Source organism: Escherichia sp. SCLE84, assembly GCF_012584495.1.
Lineage (GTDB): Bacteria > Pseudomonadota > Gammaproteobacteria > Enterobacterales > Enterobacteriaceae > ECMA0423.
Genome location: NZ_CP051430.1, coordinates 3035963 through 3055216 on the forward strand (window position 1 = coordinate 3035963; position 19254 = coordinate 3055216).

Here is a 19254-nt window from a genome sequence, read left to right on the forward strand (position 1 = left end):
TGAAATCTGTTGCCGGAAGTCTTCTTGCACATCGAAGTGATCCAACGAATGTGCAAATAGTATAACAATCACTTCCTGCTGAATTGATTCAGGTCAGGCCAAATGGCGGTATTTTATACACAAAATGCGGGTCTGGCTCTCTTTTATACTGATTATGAAAGCATAGACCGTTTACCCTCCCTGGGTACGACGGAACAGGGGTCCTGATGGATAATTACATCCGATCCCGGAAAACGCCGTAAAATAGCCTGCTCTACCTGATCCGCCACCATATGTGCCTGAACCAAAGGCAGAGAGTCTTCCATTTCCAAATGAATCTGAATAAAGCGGGTCGGCCCTGACTGCCGCGTGCGAAGATCGTGAGCGCCGCTAACACCCGGCCAGGAAGTCACGATATCAATAATTTCTTGCCGTTCCTCATCAGGCAATGCGCGATCCAGTAATGACTGTACCGCCTCATATCCCATGCGTAACGCGCTATATAAAATATAGATGCCGATTCCCAATGCAAACAGAGCATCGGCGCGATGCCAGCCGTACCAGGACAACCCCAGCGCCAGCAGAATTGCGCCGTTCATCATAACATCAGACTGGTAATGTAGCATATCAGCCCGCACCGCCTGGCTTTGCGTCCGGCGCACCACCCAACGCTGAAACGAGACAAGGATAATCGTACAAATTAGCGCCACAATTGTCACGATAACCCCGACGCCTGGATCTGTCATCGGTGTTGGAGATATCAGATGTTGAATACCCGTCAAAAACAGGAATAGTGCCGAACCGGAGATAAACATACTTTGCGCCAGCGCCGCGAGGGACTCTGCTTTACCGTGACCAAACGAGTGATTATCGTCGGCAGGTTGCAGGGAATATCGCACCACCAGTAAATTCGTCAACGACGCGCCGATATCCACCAGCGAATCCACCAGCGCGGCGAGAATACTCACCGACCCGGTATACCACCATGCAAAAATTTTAATCAGCAATAGCAACGAAGCCATCGCCGTCGCAGCAATCGCCGCCCGACTGACCAGCCGTCCATAAGATTGATTCATAAATACTCCCGCTATCAACTGACGCTAGTATAACGGAAGCAAATCATCTGCAATGCATTAAGCAGCAGGCAAATTGAGGATAAAAAAAAACCCCACATCATGTGGGGGAAGACAGGGATGGTGTCTATGGCAAGGAAAACAGGGTTTACTACTGGGAACGTGAGTTGCTACTACTCAATAGCTTCAACGATGAACTTTTTTGCCATTGCGTCACGTCACGCAACTGCTCCATTCGTTGTTGATGTTTCTCGTTTAAAACCGCTTGCTGCTCCGGCGTTAACAGGCGATACATTTGGTTGCGGACTTTTGCCATCTCAACCTGACGAGCAATTTGCTCATTCGCCATTTTTTCTGCCTGTGCGCGCACAGCGTTTTCATCAAAATTTTCTGCGGTGACAAGGCGATGCATTGTCTCCAGTTCGCTAACATTAACAGGAGGCTGTTCGTGCCGGGCCTGTTGCATAAGATCTCGCATCTGCTGACGCTGATGTTCGGTTAAACTTATGCCGTCGAACATATGGCTCTGCGTACTGCGCTGCGTAAGTTCTTCACCCGGATGCCAGTTATCGCCTGAACCGACTTCAGCAGCGTGGCTTAATGAACTGACTGCCAGCGTTGAGGCCATGACGGCAGCGGTAACTATGCGCATCATTTGCTCCCAAAATCTTTCTGTCGCGATTCAACGATAGAGAGTTTACGATTCAGGCTGCAAACATGCGTCAGGGGGTGTAAAACAACGTAAAGTCATGGATTAGCGACGTCTGATGACGTAATTTCTGCCTCGGAGGTATTTAAACAATGAATAAAATCCTGTTAGTTGATGATGACCGAGAGCTGACTTCCCTATTAAAGGAGCTGCTCGAGATGGAAGGCTTCAACGTGATTGTTGCCCACGATGGGGAACAGGCGCTTGATCTTCTGGACGACAGCATTGATTTACTTTTGCTTGACGTAATGATGCCGAAGAAAAATGGTATCGACACATTAAAAGCACTTCGCCAGACACACCAGACGCCTGTCATTATGTTGACGGCGCGCGGCAGTGAACTTGATCGCGTTCTCGGCCTTGAGCTGGGCGCAGATGACTATCTCCCGAAACCATTTAATGATCGTGAGCTGGTGGCACGTATTCGCGCGATCCTGCGCCGTTCGCACTGGAGCGAGCAACAGCAAAACAACGACAACGGTTCACCGACACTGGAAGTTGATGCCTTAGTGCTGAATCCAGGCCGTCAGGAAGCCAGCTTCGACGGGCAAACGCTGGAGTTAACCGGCACTGAGTTTACCCTGCTCTATTTGCTGGCACAGCATCTGGGTCAGGTGGTTTCCCGTGAACATTTAAGCCAGGAAGTGCTGGGCAAACGCCTGACGCCTTTCGACCGCGCTATCGATATGCACATTTCCAACCTGCGTCGTAAACTGCCGGATCGTAAAGATGGTCACCCGTGGTTTAAAACCTTGCGTGGTCGCGGCTATCTGATGGTTTCTGCTTCATGATAGGCAGCTTAACCGCGCGCATCTTCGCCATCTTCTGGCTGACGCTGGCGCTGGTGTTGATGTTGGTTTTGATGTTACCCAAGCTCGATTCACGCCAGATGACCGAGCTTCTGGATAGCGAACAGCGTCAGGGGCTGATGATTGAGCAGCATGTTGAAGCGGAACTGGCGAACGATCCGCCCAACGATTTAATGTGGTGGCGACGTCTGTTCCGGGCGATTGATAAGTGGGCACCGCCAGGACAGCGTTTGTTATTGGTGACCACCGAAGGCCGCGTGATCGGCGCTGAACGCAGCGAAATGCAGATCATTCGTAACTTTATTGGTCAGGCCGATAATGCCGATCATCCGCAGAAGAAAAAGTATGGCCGCGTGGAACTGGTCGGTCCGTTCTCCGTGCGTGATGGCGAAGATAATTACCAACTTTATCTGATTCGTCCGGCCAGCAGTTCTCAATCCGATTTCATTAACTTACTGTTTGACCGCCCGCTATTACTGCTGATTGTCACCATGTTGGTCAGTACGCCGCTGCTGTTGTGGTTGGCCTGGAGTCTGGCAAAACCGGCGCGTAAGCTGAAAAACGCTGCCGATGAAGTTGCCCAGGGAAACTTACGCCAGCACCCGGAACTTGAAGCGGGGCCACAGGAATTCCTTGCCGCTGGTGCCAGTTTTAACCAGATGGTCACCGCGCTGGAGCGCATGATGACCTCTCAGCAGCGTCTGCTTTCTGATATCTCTCACGAGCTGCGCACCCCGCTGACGCGTCTGCAACTGGGTACGGCGTTACTGCGCCGTCGTAGTGGTGAAAGCAAGGAACTGGAGCGTATTGAAACCGAAGCGCAACGTCTGGACAGCATGATCAACGATCTGTTGGTGATGTCCCGTAATCAGCAAAAAAACGCGCTGGTTAGCGAAACCATCAAAGCCAACCAGTTGTGGAGTGAAGTGCTGGATAACGCGGCGTTCGAAGCCGAGCAGATGGGCAAGTCGTTGACGGTTAACTTCCCGCCTGGGCCGTGGCCGCTGTACGGCAATCCGAACGCCCTGGAAAGTGCGCTGGAAAATATTGTTCGTAATGCTCTGCGTTATTCCCATACGAAGATTGAAGTGGGCTTTGCGGTAGATAAAGACGGTATCACCATTACGGTGGACGACGATGGTCCTGGCGTTAGCCCGGAAGATCGCGAACAGATTTTCCGTCCGTTCTATCGGACCGATGAAGCACGCGATCGTGAATCTGGCGGTACAGGATTGGGGCTGGCGATTGTTGAAACCGCCATTCAGCAGCATCGTGGCTGGGTGAAGGCAGAAGACAGCCCGCTGGGCGGTTTACGGCTGGTGATTTGGTTGCCGCTGTATAAGCGGAGTTAAACTCCGCATTTGTAGGCAGGATAAGGCGTTTACGCCGCATCCGGCATTTGAGCAGGATGCCTGATGCGACGCTGATAGCGTCTTATCAGGCCTACACTCCGGGGGTTATTTTCCCCACAACCGGCGGGAAAAATCTTCGATCTTGCCGCTCAGTCGGCGCTTTTGCATCGTCCGCGTCCAGCTTTTCGATAACCCGGCGGCGGAGAGTAAACGGTGATATTGATCGTCATCAAACGGCATATGCCATGCGATGGCGGCAGCCTCCTGCACGGTCACATCGCTGACACGGGAAACCAACTCCAGCGGCGCGTCCGCAGACACTTTCCCTGGCGCTATCACGCTATACAACCACCCCACCTTACCTGTGTTTTGCATCAACTGCGCTATATCGCTGATATCAAAATGGTAATTGAGTTTATAGCAAGGCGAGCGCGGCTGGCTGACCTGAATTAATGCCTCTCCCCAGCGGAAAATATCGCCCATATAAACATTACTTTCCGTCAGGCCGTCGGTTGAGAGGTTTTCACCAAACGCAGGCGCAACAAACAACTCCGCCTGTTCCGGAAATTCCCGCGCCCAGTAGAGATAATGCTCACGAGGATAATGACACAGCGCTCTGTCTTGCCCGCCGTGAACCTTTTTCTCCGCCTGCTCGTCACCTTCCAGCCCCAGCTCCGTCAGCATCAACTCACCATCAACCTGGATTTTGGCAATTGCGCTGGGTTTGCCTTCGGGATAAGCCTGAATCTTGCCTGTGTATACATCAACCGGATATCGCATCTGTTCCCTCTCCACGAGAAATTTCCCCATTAGACCATATTTATTTTATGTCAGGCGTGCTGTTTTCGCGGTAAGTATCCAGGCAGGAACTCAATAGCAAACCGGACGAACGTTAGTTCATCCGGCTGTGGGGATTAAGGAAGCAGGTTTATTTCACCGTACCTAAAATTTCGATTTTCGCTGCTCTGGCTTTGACTTTACGTGACCAGATAGAGGTAAGAATTGGCACCAGAATCGAAGTCACAATGACCGCCGTCGCTACCAGCGAAGTTGCTGCCGGAGCCATCGGTTTAAACGCAGGCACCATTTCTGCAATCAGCACAGGTGTCGCTACCGCGGCCCCTGCGGAACTGGAAGCGGCAATTCCGGCAGTGCCATCGCCACCGCCAATCAATTTATCGGCGATAATCAACGGAATACCGGTCACGATAATTACTGCCACACCCAACAGGATCCCCAGCAAACCAGTCTGGGCAATCACAGTCAAATCAATGGTATTGCCCAGCGCGAAGGCAAAGAATGGAATCAGCGTTTGCACCGCTTTGCTGAAAAATTCTCGTAATTCAGGGTCAAGGTTCCCCAGGGCAAAGCCCACCAGGAACGGTAATACTGCGCCGACGAAAACATGCGGTTCAAACGAGGCAATCCCTGCAGTGCCCAGAATAATCATCGTCATGAGCGGCCCGGACTCCAACGACATCAACACAAATGCCCCAGCTTCTTCTTTTGTGCCGTACTGCTGCATGATGGAAGCGTAAAGTCCGCCATTGGTCATATCCATCGCCGCCACCAGCGCCAGCGTTGAAAGTCCGGCAAAGAATCCAACTTCAACACCATGTTCCGGAATAATGCGCGAGGCAATTGCCGCAACCACCCACGCGACGGCAATTTTTGTTACCACCAGCGTACCGGATTTACGCAATACCGTTCCCGTCGCGCTTAATTTTATTGACGCCCCCATGCAAAAAAACCACACCGCCAGAATGGGCACCGTACCGGTAATCATCCCGTTGGTGAATGATCCAAAATATTTCCCCGCCCCCGGCGAGAAGGTGTGGCACAGTGCGCCAAGGAATAGCGGGACGAGCATCATCCCCCCCGGGATTTTCTCAATCGAGCGTTTTATCTGCATTTCCATCACCTGTCGGCATATTTTTAAGGGCTGATGCGTCATTCCTCAATGGAGCATCAGTGTTGATGGAAACGAAGATAGACATTCATTTAATCAATAAAAGTGATCAAAACCACATCAATTGAAACACTGTTTTATTTTTATCGGATCATTGTTTTTATTTTGAAATTGATCACAAAAAAACCACCGCCGTTGGCGATGGTTCATTTTTTAAGCTGATATGCGGCCTATACGCCTCATTGCAGCAGGCGGCAAATGATTATTTTTTCGCCGCGAAACGCGCCGCAGCTTCGTCCCAGTTCACCACGTTCCAGAACTCTTTGATGTAGTCCGGGCGGCGGTTCTGGAATTTCAGGTAGTAAGCATGTTCCCACACATCCAGGCCCAGAATCGGGAAGCCGGAAGCGCCAGAAATAGCTTCACCCATCAGCGGAGAATCCTGGTTAGCAGTAGAAACCACCGCCAGTTTATCGCCTTTCAGCACCAGCCATGCCCAGCCGGAACCAAAGCGGGAAGCTGCCGCTTTTTCAAATTCTGCTTTGAAGTTATCAACGGAGCCGAAGTCACGTTCGATAGCCGCTTTCAGGTCACCCTGCAGGGTGGTGCCTTTTTTCAGACCTTTCCAGAACAGGCTGTGGTTAGCGTGACCGCCAGCGTTGTTGCGCAGTACGGTTTTCTTGTCTGCTGGCAGCTGGTCCAGTTTGGTGATCAGCTCTTCAACCGGCAGGTTGGCAAATTCTGGCAGGCTTTCCAGCGCCGCGTTGGCGTTGTTTACGTAGGTCTGATGGTGTTTGGTGTGGTGGATTTCCATGGTCTGCTTATCGAAGTGCGGTTCCAGGGCATCGTAAGCATACGGCAGGGATGGCAGGGTATAGCTCATATTCATCTCCAGTATTGTCGGGCGGCCGATTGTTAATGCCGCGTAAGCAGTTGGTTCATTATAGTTAATTAAATGATATTGAAAATGATTATCAATGCCGTACTTTTCGTAAGGGTATGGTTTTGCAGGAAAATGCCCGAGATGTGAAGCAAATCACCCACTTAATGCCGTGATTGCCAGTAAATCGACAACGGCGGCAACAGGCGAAAGGTTAATCGACAGCACGATTTTTACACTCATCTCGTCGGAGATGTGAAGCGACGAAAAATGATGAGGATAAGAAGATGAGTAACGCGATTACGATGGGGATATTTTGGCATTTGATCGGCGCGGCCAGTGCAGCCTGTTTTTACGCTCCGTTCAAAAAAGTAAAAAAATGGTCATGGGAAACCATGTGGTCAGTCGGTGGGATTGTTTCGTGGATTATTCTGCCGTGGGCCATCAGCGCCCTGTTACTACCGGATTTCTGGGCGTATTACAGCTCGTTTAGTCTCTCTACGCTGCTGCCTGTTTTTCTGTTCGGCGCTATGTGGGGGATCGGTAATATCAACTATGGCCTGACCATGCGTTATCTCGGCCTGTCGATGGGAATTGGCATCGCCATTGGCATTACGTTGATTGTCGGTACGCTGATGACGCCAATTATCAACGGCAATTTCGATGTGCTGATTAACACCGAAGGCGGACGCATGACGTTGCTCGGCGTTCTGGTGGCGCTGATTGGCGTAGGGATTGTGACTCGCGCCGGGCAGTTGAAAGAGCGCAAAATGGGCATTAAAGCCGAAGAGTTCAACCTGAAAAAAGGGCTGGTGCTGGCGGTGATGTGCGGCATTTTCTCTGCCGGTATGTCTTTTGCGATGAACGCCGCAAAACCGATGCATGAAGCCGCTGCCGCACTGGGCGTCGATCCACTGTATGTCGCTCTGCCAAGCTATGTCATCATCATGGGCGGCGGCGCGATCATCAACCTCGGTTTCTGCTTCATTCGTCTGGCAAAAGTGAAGGATTTGTCGCTAAAAGCCGACTTCTCGCTGGCAAAACCGCTGATCATTCACAATGTGTTACTCTCAGCACTGGGCGGGTTGATGTGGTATCTGCAATTCTTTTTCTATGCCTGGGGCCACGCCCGCATTCCGGCGCAGTATGACTACATCAGTTGGATGCTGCATATGAGTTTCTATGTATTGTGCGGCGGTATCGTCGGGCTGGTGCTGAAAGAGTGGAACAATGCAGGTCGCCGTCCGGTAACGGTGTTGAGCCTCGGTTGTGTGGTGATTATTGTCGCCGCCAACATCGTCGGCATCGGCATGGCGAATTAATCTTTCTGCGAATTGAGATGACGCCACTGGCTGGGCGTCATCCCGGTTTCCCGGGTAAACACCACCGAAAAATAGTTACTATCTTCAAAGCCACATTCGGTCGAAATATCACTGATTAACAGGCGGCTATGCTGGAGAAGATATTGCGCATGACACACTCTGACCTGCCGCAGATATTGATTGATGGTCATTCCAGTCTGCTGGCGAAATTGCTGACGCAAAACGCGCTCACTGCACGATGCCTCATCACAAAATTTATCCAGCGCAAAGGGACTTTTCAGGCTAGCCGCCAGCCGGGTAATCAGCTTATCCAGCAACGTTTCGCTGGATGTTGGCGGCAACGAATCACTGGTGTAACGATGGCGATTCAGCAACATCACCAACTGCCCGAACAGCAACTCAGCCATTTCGTTAGCAAACGACACATGCTGACTACTTTCATGCTCAAGCTGACCGATAACCTGCCGCGCCTGCGCCATCCCCACGCTACCTAAGCGCCAGTGTGGTTGCCCTGCGCTGGCGCTAAATCCCGGAATCGCTCCCTGCCAGTCAAGATTCAGCTTCAGCCGCTCCGGGCAATAAATAATATTCTGCAAAACCAGATCGTTAACGGAAGCGTAGGAGTGTTTATCGTCAGCATGAATGTAAAAGAGATCGCCACGGGTAATGCGATAAGGGCGATCGTTGAGTACATGCAGACCATTACCGCGCCAGACAATCACCAGCTCACAAAAATCATGTGTATGTTCGGCAAAAACATCTTGCGGATAACGGTCAGCCACAGCGACTGCCTGCTGGTCGCTGGCAAAAAAATCATCTTTGAGAAGTTTTAACTGATGCGCCACCGTGGCTACCTCGGCCAGAGAACGAAGTTGATTATTCGCAATATGGCGTACAAATACGTTGAGAAGATTCGCGTTATTGCAGAAAACCATCCCGTCCCTGACGAATATCACGCGGTGACCAGTTAAACTCTCGGCGAAAAAGCGTCGAAAAGTGGTTACTGTCGCTGAATCCACAGCGATAGGCGATATCAGTAACGCTGGCCTCGCTGTGGCGTAGTAGATGTCGGGCTTTCATCAGTCGCAGGCGGTTCAGGTAACGCTGAGGCGTCAGTCCCGTTTGCTGCTTAAGCTGCCGATGTAGCGTACGCAGCGAAAGAGAAAATTGCTCCGCCACGGCATCCCAATTCACCTCATCGGCAAAATGGTCCTCCAGCCAGGCCAGAAGCAAGTTGAGACGTGATGCGCTGTTTTCCAGGTTCTCCTGCAAACTGCTTTTACGCAGCAAGAGCAGTAATTGCATAAACAAGATCTCGCGACTGGCGGTCGAGGGTAAATCATTTTCCCCTTCCTGCTGTTCCATCTGTGCAACCAGCTGTCGCACCTGCTGCAATACGCTGTGGTTAACGCGCCAGTGGGAAGGATACTGCCCATCCAGCTCTTGTGGCAGCAACTGATTCAGCCCGGCGAGAAACTGAAATCGATCCGGCGAGCGATACAGCACATTAGTCAGACACAGATTATCGGTATGTTCATACAGATGCCGATCATGGTCGCGCACAAAACAGACCGTGCCACCGGTGATGGTATAGGGCTGCCCATTAAACACATGAATACCCGTGCCATGTTCGACAATCACAATTTCATGAAAATCATGATGATGTTCAGGAAAATCCGCCTGCGGGAGCCGGGGTTCTATCGCCACGGACGCGTTACCAGACGGAAAAAAATCCACACTATGTAATACGGTCATACTGGCCTCCTGATGTCGTCAACACGGCGAAATAGTAATCACGAGGTCAGGTTCTTACCTTAAATTTTCGACGGAAAACCACGTAAAAAACGTCGATTTTTCAAGATACAGCGTGAATTTTCAGGAAATGCGGTGAGCATCACATCACCACAATTCAGCAAATTGTGAACATCATCACGTTCATCTTTCCCTGGTTGCCAATGGCCCATTTTCCTGTCAGTAACGAGAAGGTCGCGAATTCAGGCGCTTTTTAGACTGGTCGTAATGAAATTCAGCAGGATCACATTATGACCTTTCGCAATTGTGTCGCCGTCGATCTCGGCGCATCCAGTGGGCGCGTGATGCTGGCGCGTTACGAGCGTGAATGCCGCAGCCTGACGCTGCGCGAAATCCATCGTTTTAACAATGGGCTGCATAGTCAGAACGGCTATGTCACCTGGGATGTGGATAGCCTGGAAAGTGCCATTCGCCTTGGATTAAACAAGGTGTGCGAGGAAGGGATTCGTATCGATAGCATTGGGATTGATACCTGGGGCGTGGACTTTGTGCTGCTCGACCAACAGGGTCAGCGTGTGGGCCTGCCCGTTGCTTATCGCGATAGCCGCACCAATGGCCTGATGGCGCAGGCACAACAACAACTCGGCAAACGCGATATTTATCAACGTAGCGGCATCCAGTTTCTGCCCTTCAATACGCTTTATCAGTTACGGGCGCTGACGGAGCAACAACCTGAACTTATTCCACACATTGCTCACGCTCTGCTAATGCCGGATTATTTTAGTTATCGCCTTACCGGCAAGATGAACTGGGAGTACACCAACGCCACAACCACGCAACTGGTCAATATCAATAGCGACGACTGGGACGAGTCGCTACTGGCGTGGAGCGGTGCCAACAAAGCCTGGTTTGGTCGCCCGACGCATCCGGGTAATGTCATAGGTCACTGGATTTGCCCGCAGGGTAATGAGATTCCGGTGGTCGCCGTTGCCAGCCATGATACCGCCAGCGCGGTTATCGCCTCGCCGTTAAACGGTTCACGCGCCGCTTATCTCTCTTCTGGTACCTGGTCATTGATGGGCTTCGAAAGCCAGACGCCATTTACCAATGACACGGCGCTGGCAGCCAACATCACCAATGAAGGCGGGGCGGAAGGTCGCTATCGGGTGCTGAAAAATATTATGGGCTTATGGCTGCTTCAGCGGGTGCTTCAGGAACGGCAAATCAACGATCTCCCGGCGCTTATCGCCGCGACACAGGCACTTCCGGCCTGTCGCTTCATCATCAATCCCAATGACGATCGCTTTATTAATCCTGAAGCGATGTGCAGCGAAATTCAGGCTGCGTGTCGGGAAACGGCGCAACCGATCCCGGAAAGTGATGCTGAACTGGCGCGCTGTATTTTCGACAGTCTGGCGCTGCTGTATGCCGATGTGTTGCATGAGCTGGCGCAGCTGCGCGGTGAAGATTTCTCGCAACTGCATATTGTCGGCGGCGGCTGCCAGAACACGCTGCTCAACCAGCTATGCGCCGATGCCTGCGGTATTCGGGTGATCGCCGGGCCTGTTGAAGCCTCAACGCTCGGCAATATCGGCATCCAGTTAATGACGCTGGATGAACTCAACAATGTGGATGATTTCCGTCAGGTCGTCAGCACCACCGCGAATCTGACCACCTTTACCCCTAATCCTGACAGTGAAATTGCCCACTATGTGGCGCAGATTCACTCTACACGACAGACAAAGGAGCTTTGCGCATGACCACTCAACTGGAACAGGCCTGGGAGCTGGCGAAACAGCGTTTCGCGGCGGTGGGGATTGATGTCGAGGAGGCGCTGCGCCAACTTGATCGTTTACCCGTTTCAATGCACTGCTGGCAGGGCGATGATGTTTCCGGTTTTGAAAACCCGGAAGGTTCGCTGACCGGTGGGATTCAAGCTACTGGTAATTATCCGGGCAAAGCGCGTAATGCCAGTGAGCTACGTACCGATCTGGAACAGGCTATGCGGCTGATTCCGGGGCCGAAACGGCTTAATTTACATGCCATCTATCTGGAATCAGATACGCCAGTCTCGCGCGATCAGATCAAACCAGAGCACTTCAAAAACTGGGTTGAATGGGCGAAAGCCAATCAGCTCGGTCTGGATTTTAACCCCTCCTGCTTTTCGCATCCGCTAAGCGCCGATGGCTTTACGCTTTCCCATGCCGACGACAGCATTCGCCAGTTCTGGATTGATCACTGCAAAGCCAGCCGTCGCGTTTCGGCCTATTTTGGCGAGCAACTCGGCACACCATCGGTGATGAACATCTGGATCCCGGATGGTATGAAAGATATCACCGTTGACCGTCTCGCCCCGCGTCAGCGTCTGCTGGCAGCACTGGATGAGGTGATCAGCGAGAAGCTAAACCCTGCGCACCATATCGACGCCGTTGAGAGCAAATTGTTTGGCATTGGCGCAGAGAGCTACACGGTTGGCTCCAATGAGTTTTACATGGGGTATGCCACCAGCCGCCAGACTGCGCTGTGCCTGGACGCCGGGCACTTCCACCCGACTGAAGTGATTTCCGACAAGATTTCCGCCGCCATGCTGTATGTGCCGCAGTTGCTGCTGCACGTCAGCCGTCCGGTTCGCTGGGACAGCGATCACGTAGTGCTGCTGGATGATGAAACCCAGGCAATTGCCAGTGAGATTGTGCGTCACGATCTGTTTGACCGGGTGCATATCGGCCTTGACTTCTTCGATGCCTCTATCAACCGCATTGCCGCGTGGGTCATTGGTACACGCAATATGAAAAAAGCCCTGCTGCGTGCGTTGCTGGAACCTACCGCTGAGCTGCGCAAGCTGGAAGCGGCGGGCGATTACACTGCGCGTCTGGCACTGCTGGAAGAGCAGAAATCGTTGCCGTGGCAGGCGGTCTGGGAAATGTATTGCCAACGTCACGATACGCCAGCAGGTAGCGAATGGCTGGAGAGCGTGCGGGCTTATGAGAAAGCGATTTTGAGCCAGCGTGGGTAAACACTGCCGGATGCGGCGCGAGCGCCTTATCCGGCCTACAGGTCGAATGTCCATGCGGGCTGTCACCCTCACCCCGGCCCTCTCCCTGAAAGGGCGAGGGAGAAAAACATAGCCTCGTGCGGCAACGGAGCTGAACACTGCTCCGGACAGTCCCCTCGCCCCTACGGGGAGAGGGTTAGGGTGAAGGGAACAAGCAGCACCATGTCTAAACAAGGCAACCTAATTTACAGGAACACAGAACATGCAAAACATTACCCAGTCCTGGTTTGTCCAGGGAATGATCAAAGCCACCACCGATGCCTGGCTGAAAGGCTGGGACGAGCGCAACGGCGGTAACCTGACGCTGCGCCTGGATGACGCCGATATCGCGCCTTATAAAGACAACTTCCATGCACAACCGCGCTATATCCCGCTCAGCCAACCCATGCCTTTACTGGCAAATACACCGTTTATTGTCACCGGCTCCGGCAAATTCTTCCGTAACGTCCAGCTTGATCCTGCAGCTAACTTAGGCGTCGTAAAAGTCGACAGCGACGGCGCGGGCTACCATATTCTCTGGGGGTTAACCAACGAAGCCGTTCCAACTTCTGAACTTCCGGCTCACTTTCTCTCCCACTGCGAGCGCATTAAAGCCACCAACGGTAAAGATCGGGTGATCATGCACTGCCACGCCACCAACCTGATCGCCCTCACCTATGTACTGGAAAACGACACCGCGGTCTTTACTCGCCAACTGTGGGAAGGCAGCACCGAGTGTCTGGTAGTGTTCCCGGATGGCGTTGGCATTTTGCCGTGGATGGTGCCCGGCACGGACGAAATCGGCCAGGCGACCGCACAAGAGATGCAAAAACATTCGCTGGTGTTGTGGCCCTTCCACGGCGTCTTCGGCAGCGGGTCGACGTTGGATGAAACATTCGGTTTAATCGACACCGCAGAAAAATCAGCACAAGTATTAGTGAAGGTTTATTCGATGGGCGGCATGAAACAGACCATCAGCCGTGAAGAGTTGATAGCGCTCGGCAAGCGCTTCGGCGTTACACCACTAGCTAGTGCGCTGGCGCTGTAAGGAGCAAACATGATCCGCAAAGCCTTTGTCATGCAGGTTAACCCCGACGCCCACGAAGAGTATCAGCGTCGGCATAACCCCATCTGGCCGGAACTGGAAGCAGTGTTGAAATCTCACGGTGCGCATAACTACGCCATTTACCTCGACAAAGCGCGTAATCTGCTGTTTGCCACGGTAGAGATTGAATCTGAAGAACGGTGGAATGCGGTAGCCAGCACTGATGTTTGCCAACGTTGGTGGAAATATATGACCGATGTTATGCCCGCTAACCCGGATAACAGCCCGGTGAGTAGCGAGCTGCAAGAAGTGTTTTACCTGCCGTAATTGCCCAATGTGCCAGAGATGCCTCCGGCACAATATTTTAAATTTCGATTTGAAAAATTAAACATATTACATCTCCCGGTAAGTTATATTTCCCTGATACATTGTGAGTAAATCACAAAAATAATGAATAACCCATTAATGATTCATGTGGTTTATTTAAATAACCATTATGTGCATTACTCCGCAAATCTGACCTTTCACTCTGTCTCAAATTGTCATTGTTTACCGACATATCGCCTCTCATCACTTAATCGCTCCACCATTACAATTGATTAAAATATATTTTATGGAGTCCGATTAATGGCAGCTCTTACTGCAAGCTGTATTGACCTGAATATTCAGGGCAATGGCGCTTATTCCGTTCTGAAGCAGTTGGCGACAATAGCGTTACAAAACGGTTTTATCACCGACTCACACCAGTTCCTGCAAACCCTGCTGCTGCGCGAAAAAATGCACTCTACTGGATTTGGTTCCGGTGTCGCCGTGCCGCACGGTAAAAGCGCCTGCGTTAAACAACCGTTCGTATTATTCGCCCGCAAAGCGCAGGCTATTGACTGGAAAGCCAGCGATGGCGAAGACGTCAATTGCTGGATCTGCCTCGGCGTGCCGCAAAGCGGCGAAGAGGATCAGGTCAAAATCATCGGCACACTGTGTCGCAAAATTATTCACAAGGAATTTATTCATCAACTGCAACAGGGCGATACCGACCAGGTGCTTGCCTTGTTAAATCAAACCCTCAGCTCATAAGGAAGTGGCGATGGAGTCATCCTTACGTATTGTCGCGATCACCAACTGCCCCGCCGGGATCGCTCACACCTACATGGTGGCGGAAGCCCTGGAACAGAAAGCCCGTTCTCTCGGTCATACCATTAAAGTTGAAACTCAAGGATCAAGCGGCGTCGAAAACCGCTTATCCAGCGAAGAGATTGCCGCTGCCGATTACGTCATTCTCGCTACCGGGCGTGGCCTGAGCGGTGACGATCGCGCGCGGTTTGCCGGGAAGAAGGTTTATGAGATTGCCATCTCCCAGGCGCTGAAAAATATCGATCAGATTTTCAGTGAATTACCAACAAACTCGCATCTTTTTGCTGCAGATAGCGGCGTGAAGCTTGGCAAACAGGAAGTGCAAAGCGGCAGCGTGATGAGCCACCTGATGGCGGGCGTCTCTGCGGCGCTGCCGTTTGTCATCGGCGGCGGTATTCTGGTGGCGCTTGCCAACATGCTGGTGCAGTTCGGTTTGCCATATACCGATATGTCGAAAGGTGCGCCGTCGTTTACCTGGGTAGTTGAATCCATCGGTTACCTCGGCTTCACCTTTATGATCCCCATCATGGGCGCTTATATTGCCTCGTCGATTGCCGATAAACCGGCTTTCGCTCCGGCGTTTCTGGTTTGCTATCTGGCGAACGACAAAGCGCTGCTCGGCACCCAGTCGGGTGCGGGATTCCTCGGCGCGGTGGTGCTGGGGCTGGCGATTGGCTATTTCGTCTTCTGGTTCCGCAAAGTGCGCCTTGGCAAAGCATTACAACCGCTGCTCGGTTCAATGCTGATCCCGTTCGTTACTCTGCTGGTTTTCGGCGTGCTCACTTACTACGTTATCGGGCCGGTGATGTCCGACCTCATGGGCGGGCTGCTCCACTTCCTGAACACCATTCCTCCATCAATGAAGTTTGCGGCAGCGTTTCTGGTCGGTGCGATGCTGGCGTTCGATATGGGCGGCCCCATCAATAAAACCGCCTGGTTCTTCTGCTTCTCACTGCTGGAAAAACACATTTATGACTGGTACGCCATCGTCGGCGTTGTCGCGTTGATGCCGCCCGTCGCGGCGGGTCTTGCGACGTTCATTGCGCCCAAACTGTTTACCCGACAGGAAAAAGAGGCTGCCAGTAGTGCCATTGTGGTCGGTGCCACAGTCGCAACCGAACCGGCTATTCCTTACGCTCTGGCAGCTCCGTTGCCGATGATTACCGCCAATACGCTGGCGGGCGGCATTACCGGCGTGCTGGTGATCGCTTTCGGAATCAAACGTCTGGCGCCTGGTTTGGGTATCTTTGACCCGCTGATCGGCCTGATGTCGCCGGTAGGTTCGTTTTATCTGGTGCTGGCGATTGGCCTCGCGCTGAACATTTCATTCATTATCGTCCTGAAAGGATTGTGGTTACGCCGCAAAGCGAAAGCCGCGCAACAGGAGCTTGTCCATGAACATTGAGTTACTGCAACAGTTGTGCGAAGCCAGCGCCGTTAGCGGCGATGAACAGGAAGTTCGCAACATCCTGATAAACACGCTGGAACCTTGCGTTAATGAGATCACCTTTGATGGTCTGGGCAGCTTTGTTGCCCGTAAGGGAAATAAAGGTCCAAAAGTTGCCGTTGTTGGGCATATGGATGAAGTCGGCTTTATGGTCACCCACATCGACGAGAGCGGTTTTCTGCGCTTCACCACCATTGGTGGCTGGTGGAATCAGTCGATGCTCAACCACCGGGTAACCATACGCACACACAAGGGAGTGAAAATCCCTGGTGTGATTGGTTCCGTCGCGCCTCATGCGTTAACGGAAAAGCAAAAGCAACAACCGCTGTCATTTGATGAGATGTTCATTGATATTGGCGCGAACAGTCGCGAAGAGGTGGAAAAACGCGGCGTGGAAATTGGCGATTTTATTAGCCCGGAAGCCAATTTTGCCTGCTGGGGCGAAGATAAAGTAGTCGGCAAGGCGCTGGATAACCGCATCGGCTGCGCGATGATGGCGGAGCTACTACAGACAGTAAATAACCCAGAAATTACGCTGTATGGCGTTGGCAGTGTGGAAGAAGAAGTTGGGCTACGCGGGGCACAAACCTCGGCGGAACACATTAAACCGGATGTGGTGATCGTGCTGGATACCGCTGTCGCAGGTGATGTTCCGGGCATTGATAACATTAAATACCCGCTGAAACTGGGCCAGGGGCCGGGGCTGATGCTGTTTGACAAGCGCTACTTCCCCAACCAGAAACTGGTAGCAGCGTTTAAAAACTGTGCCACGCAGAATGATTTACCGCTGCAATTTTCCACCATGAAAACCGGAGCGACGGATGGCGGGCGCTACAACGTGATGGGCGGCGGGCGTCCGGTTGTCGCGCTGTGTCTGCCAACTCGTTATCTGCACGCCAACAGCGGTATGATTTCAAAAGCCGATTACGATGCTCTGCTCACGCTGATACGGGGTTTTCTGACCACCTTAACTGCGGAGAAAGTCAACGCGTTTAGCCAGTTCCGTCAGGTGGATTAATGCTAAACGAACGCCAGTTAAAGATTGTCGATCTGCTGGAGCAACAGCCGCGCACGCCTGGTGAGCTGGCGCAACAGACTGGCGTTTCAGGCAGGACCATCCTGCGTGATATTGACTATCTCAACTTTACCCTTAACGGCAAAGCCCGCATTTCCGCCAGTGGTAGTGCGGGCTATCAGCTGGAAATCTTCGAGCGCCGCAGCTTTTTTCAGTTGCTGCAAAAGCACGATAACGACGATCGGCTGCTGGCACTGTTATTACTGAATACCTTTACTCCCCGTGCGCAACTCGCCTCGGCGCTTAATTTGCCAGAAACGTGGGTCGCAGAGCGTCTGCCCCGGTTAAAACAGCGTTATGAACGCGCTTGTTGCCTGGCCAGCCGCCCCGGTTTGGGCCATTTCATTGATGAGACAGAAGAGAAGCGCGTTATCTTGCTGGCGAACTTGCTGCGCAAAGATCCGTTTTTAATTCCGCTGGCGGGCGTAACACGAGACAACCTTCAGCATTTATCCACGGCCTGCGACAACCAACACCGCTGGCCGCTCATGCAGGGTGATTATCTCTCCAGCCTGATTCTGGCGATTTACGCCCTGCGTAATCAACTGACCGATGAGTGGCCGCAATATCCCGGTGACGAGATAAAACAAATCGTTGAACATAGCGGTCTGTTTCTTGGTGATAACGCTGTAAGAACCCTGACAGGTTTGATAGAGAAACAGCATCAGCAAGCGCAGATAATTTCTGCCGATAATGTGCAGCGGTTGCTGCAAAGGGTGCCGGGCATCGCGTCATTGAATATTATTGATACGCAGCTGGTTGAGAACATTACCGGGCATTTATTACGTTGCCTTGCCGCACCGGTGTGGATTGCTGAGCACCGCCAAAGCAGCATGAATAACCTGAAAGCCGCCTGGCCTGCGGCCTTTGATATGAGTCTGCACTTTATTACGCTACTGCGTGAACAGCTCGATATTCCCCTTTTCGACAGCGATCTGATCGGTTTGTATTTTGCCTGTGCGCTGGAACGGCATCAAAACGAACGCCAGCCGATCATTTTGCTCTCGGACCAGAACGCGATTGCCACTATTAATCAGCTCGCCATTGAGCGCGATGTTTTACATTGTCGGGTGATTATTGCCCGTAGCTTAAGCGAACTTGTTGCCATTCGCGAAGAGATTGAGCCGTTATTGATCATTAACAACAGCCATTATTTACTGGATGACGCGGTAAATAATTACATCACCGTAAAAAATATCATTACGGCTGCCGGTATCGAACAAATAAAACATTTTCTGGCGACGGCATTTATTCGCCAACAGCCGGAGCGTTTTTTCTCTGCCCCCGGAAGTTTTCATTATTCGAATGTACGCGGTGAAAGCTGGCAACATATTACCCGGCAAATTTGTGCGCAATTAGTCGCACAACACCATATTACCGCCGATGAAGCACAACGCATCATCGCCCGCGAAGGCGAAGGTGAAAACCTGATTGTTAATCGCCTCGCCATCCCACATTGCTGGAGCGAACAGGAGCGACGTTTTCGTGGATTTTTTATTACCCTCGCCCAACCAGTTGAGGTGAATAACGAAGTCATTAACCATGTCTTGATCGCCTGCGCCGCCGCCGATGCGCGTCATGAGCTAAAAATATTTAGCTATCTGGCAAGCATATTGTGTCAGCATCCGGCGGAGATTATTGCCGGGTTAACAGGATATGAGGCATTTATGGAGTTACTTCACAAGGGGTGAACTGTGTCGGATGCGCCGCATCCGACACTGCATTTATCATCAAAAA

General features: G+C 52.0%; 18 protein-coding genes. 11 read left to right on the top strand and 7 right to left on the bottom strand.

Annotation, left to right across the window (positions count from 1 at the left end):
- Positions 1–152: 152 nt before the first annotated feature.
- Together fieF and cpxP are read right to left on the bottom strand one after the other, a co-directional pair.
- Positions 153–1055 (bottom strand): CDF family cation-efflux transporter FieF, encoded by a 903-nt coding sequence (fieF, locus tag HGD79_RS14770; protein WP_001076742.1) that lies wholly within the window; start codon positions 1053–1055, stop codon positions 153–155.
- Positions 1056–1203: 148 nt separating this feature from the next.
- Positions 1204–1704, bottom strand: a complete 501-nt coding sequence (gene cpxP, locus HGD79_RS14775) for a cell-envelope stress modulator CpxP (RefSeq protein WP_001223800.1) — start codon at positions 1702–1704, stop codon at positions 1204–1206.
- A 149-nt stretch (positions 1705–1853) separates the two neighbouring features.
- On the opposite strand from cpxP, the gene cpxR reads away from it, so the two are divergent.
- The gene (gene cpxR / locus HGD79_RS14780) at positions 1854–2552 is read left to right on the top strand and encodes an envelope stress response regulator transcription factor CpxR (RefSeq protein WP_001033722.1); all 699 of its coding nucleotides are present in this window, start codon (positions 1854–1856) and stop codon (positions 2550–2552) included.
- Positions 2549–3922, top strand: coding sequence for an envelope stress sensor histidine kinase CpxA (gene cpxA, locus HGD79_RS14785; protein WP_000580417.1), 1374 nt, complete (start codon positions 2549–2551; stop codon positions 3920–3922). The genes cpxR and cpxA overlap by 4 nt, the downstream gene beginning before the upstream one ends.
- Positions 3923–4027: 105 nt before the next feature.
- Here the strand turns inward: cpxA and yiiM are convergent, their stop codons facing one another.
- From yiiM to sodA, 3 genes are all read right to left on the bottom strand, one after another.
- A complete protein-coding gene (gene yiiM, locus HGD79_RS14790; RefSeq protein WP_139496416.1) occupies positions 4028–4702 on the bottom strand; it encodes a 6-hydroxyaminopurine reductase in 675 nt (224 codons plus the stop codon).
- Between the two features lie 148 nt (positions 4703–4850).
- Positions 4851–5834 carry a 2-keto-3-deoxygluconate transporter gene (gene kdgT, locus HGD79_RS14795; RefSeq protein ID WP_001166063.1) on the bottom strand — a complete coding sequence of 328 codons (984 nt, stop codon included), beginning with the start codon at positions 5832–5834 and terminating at the stop codon, positions 4851–4853.
- A 259-nt stretch (positions 5835–6093) separates the two neighbouring features.
- On the bottom strand, positions 6094–6714 hold the full coding sequence (gene sodA / locus HGD79_RS14800) for a superoxide dismutase [Mn] (protein WP_001297064.1): 621 nt from the start codon (positions 6712–6714) through the stop codon (positions 6094–6096).
- A gap of 284 nt (positions 6715–6998) precedes the next feature.
- Here sodA and rhaT point away from each other — a divergent pair, with 284 nt between their 5' ends.
- Positions 6999–8033 (top strand): L-rhamnose/proton symporter RhaT, encoded by a 1035-nt coding sequence (rhaT, locus tag HGD79_RS14805; protein ID WP_000063484.1) that lies wholly within the window; start codon positions 6999–7001, stop codon positions 8031–8033.
- Here the strand turns inward: rhaT and rhaR are convergent.
- Both rhaR and rhaS read right to left on the bottom strand, forming a co-directional pair.
- The gene (rhaR, locus tag HGD79_RS14810; RefSeq protein WP_001298410.1) at positions 8030–8878 is read right to left on the bottom strand and encodes an HTH-type transcriptional activator RhaR; all 849 of its coding nucleotides are present in this window, start codon (positions 8876–8878) and stop codon (positions 8030–8032) included. The two genes, rhaT and rhaR, sit on opposite strands and share 4 nt — an antisense overlap.
- A 73-nt stretch (positions 8879–8951) precedes the next feature.
- A complete protein-coding gene (gene rhaS, locus HGD79_RS14815; RefSeq protein ID WP_000217139.1) occupies positions 8952–9788 on the bottom strand; it encodes an HTH-type transcriptional activator RhaS in 837 nt (278 codons plus the stop codon).
- A 287-nt stretch (positions 9789–10075) separates the two neighbouring features.
- On the opposite strand from rhaS, the gene rhaB reads away from it, so the two are divergent.
- The 8 genes from rhaB to HGD79_RS14855 all read left to right on the top strand — a co-directional run bounded on the left by rhaB (position 10076) and on the right by HGD79_RS14855 (position 19208).
- Positions 10076–11545, top strand: a complete 1470-nt coding sequence (rhaB, locus tag HGD79_RS14820) for a rhamnulokinase (RefSeq protein ID WP_000144076.1) — start codon at positions 10076–10078, stop codon at positions 11543–11545.
- Positions 11542–12801 carry an L-rhamnose isomerase gene (gene rhaA / locus HGD79_RS14825; protein WP_001300077.1) on the top strand — a complete coding sequence of 420 codons (1260 nt, stop codon included), beginning with the start codon at positions 11542–11544 and terminating at the stop codon, positions 12799–12801. Before rhaB ends, rhaA begins: the two co-directional genes overlap by 4 nt.
- Positions 12802–13042: 241 nt before the next feature.
- Positions 13043–13867, top strand: a complete 825-nt coding sequence (gene rhaD, locus HGD79_RS14830) for a rhamnulose-1-phosphate aldolase (protein WP_001179764.1) — start codon at positions 13043–13045, stop codon at positions 13865–13867.
- A gap of 9 nt (positions 13868–13876) precedes the next feature.
- Entirely contained in the window at positions 13877–14191 is a 315-nt protein-coding gene (rhaM, locus tag HGD79_RS14835; protein ID WP_000619503.1) for an L-rhamnose mutarotase, read from the top strand.
- A 300-nt stretch (positions 14192–14491) separates the two neighbouring features.
- Entirely contained in the window at positions 14492–14938 is a 447-nt protein-coding gene (locus HGD79_RS14840) for a PTS fructose transporter subunit IIA (RefSeq protein WP_000729595.1), read from the top strand.
- Positions 14939–14948: 10 nt separating this feature from the next.
- Positions 14949–16400, top strand: coding sequence for a PTS fructose-like transporter subunit IIBC (locus HGD79_RS14845; protein ID WP_000446010.1), 1452 nt, complete (start codon positions 14949–14951; stop codon positions 16398–16400).
- Positions 16390–17460, top strand: a complete 1071-nt coding sequence (locus HGD79_RS14850; RefSeq protein ID WP_001019508.1) for an aminopeptidase — start codon at positions 16390–16392, stop codon at positions 17458–17460. Before HGD79_RS14845 ends, HGD79_RS14850 begins: the two co-directional genes overlap by 11 nt.
- On the top strand, positions 17460–19208 hold the full coding sequence (locus HGD79_RS14855; protein ID WP_000931335.1) for a putative frv operon regulatory protein: 1749 nt from the start codon (positions 17460–17462) through the stop codon (positions 19206–19208). The genes HGD79_RS14850 and HGD79_RS14855 overlap by 1 nt, the downstream gene beginning before the upstream one ends.
- Positions 19209–19254: the final 46 nt, after the last annotated feature.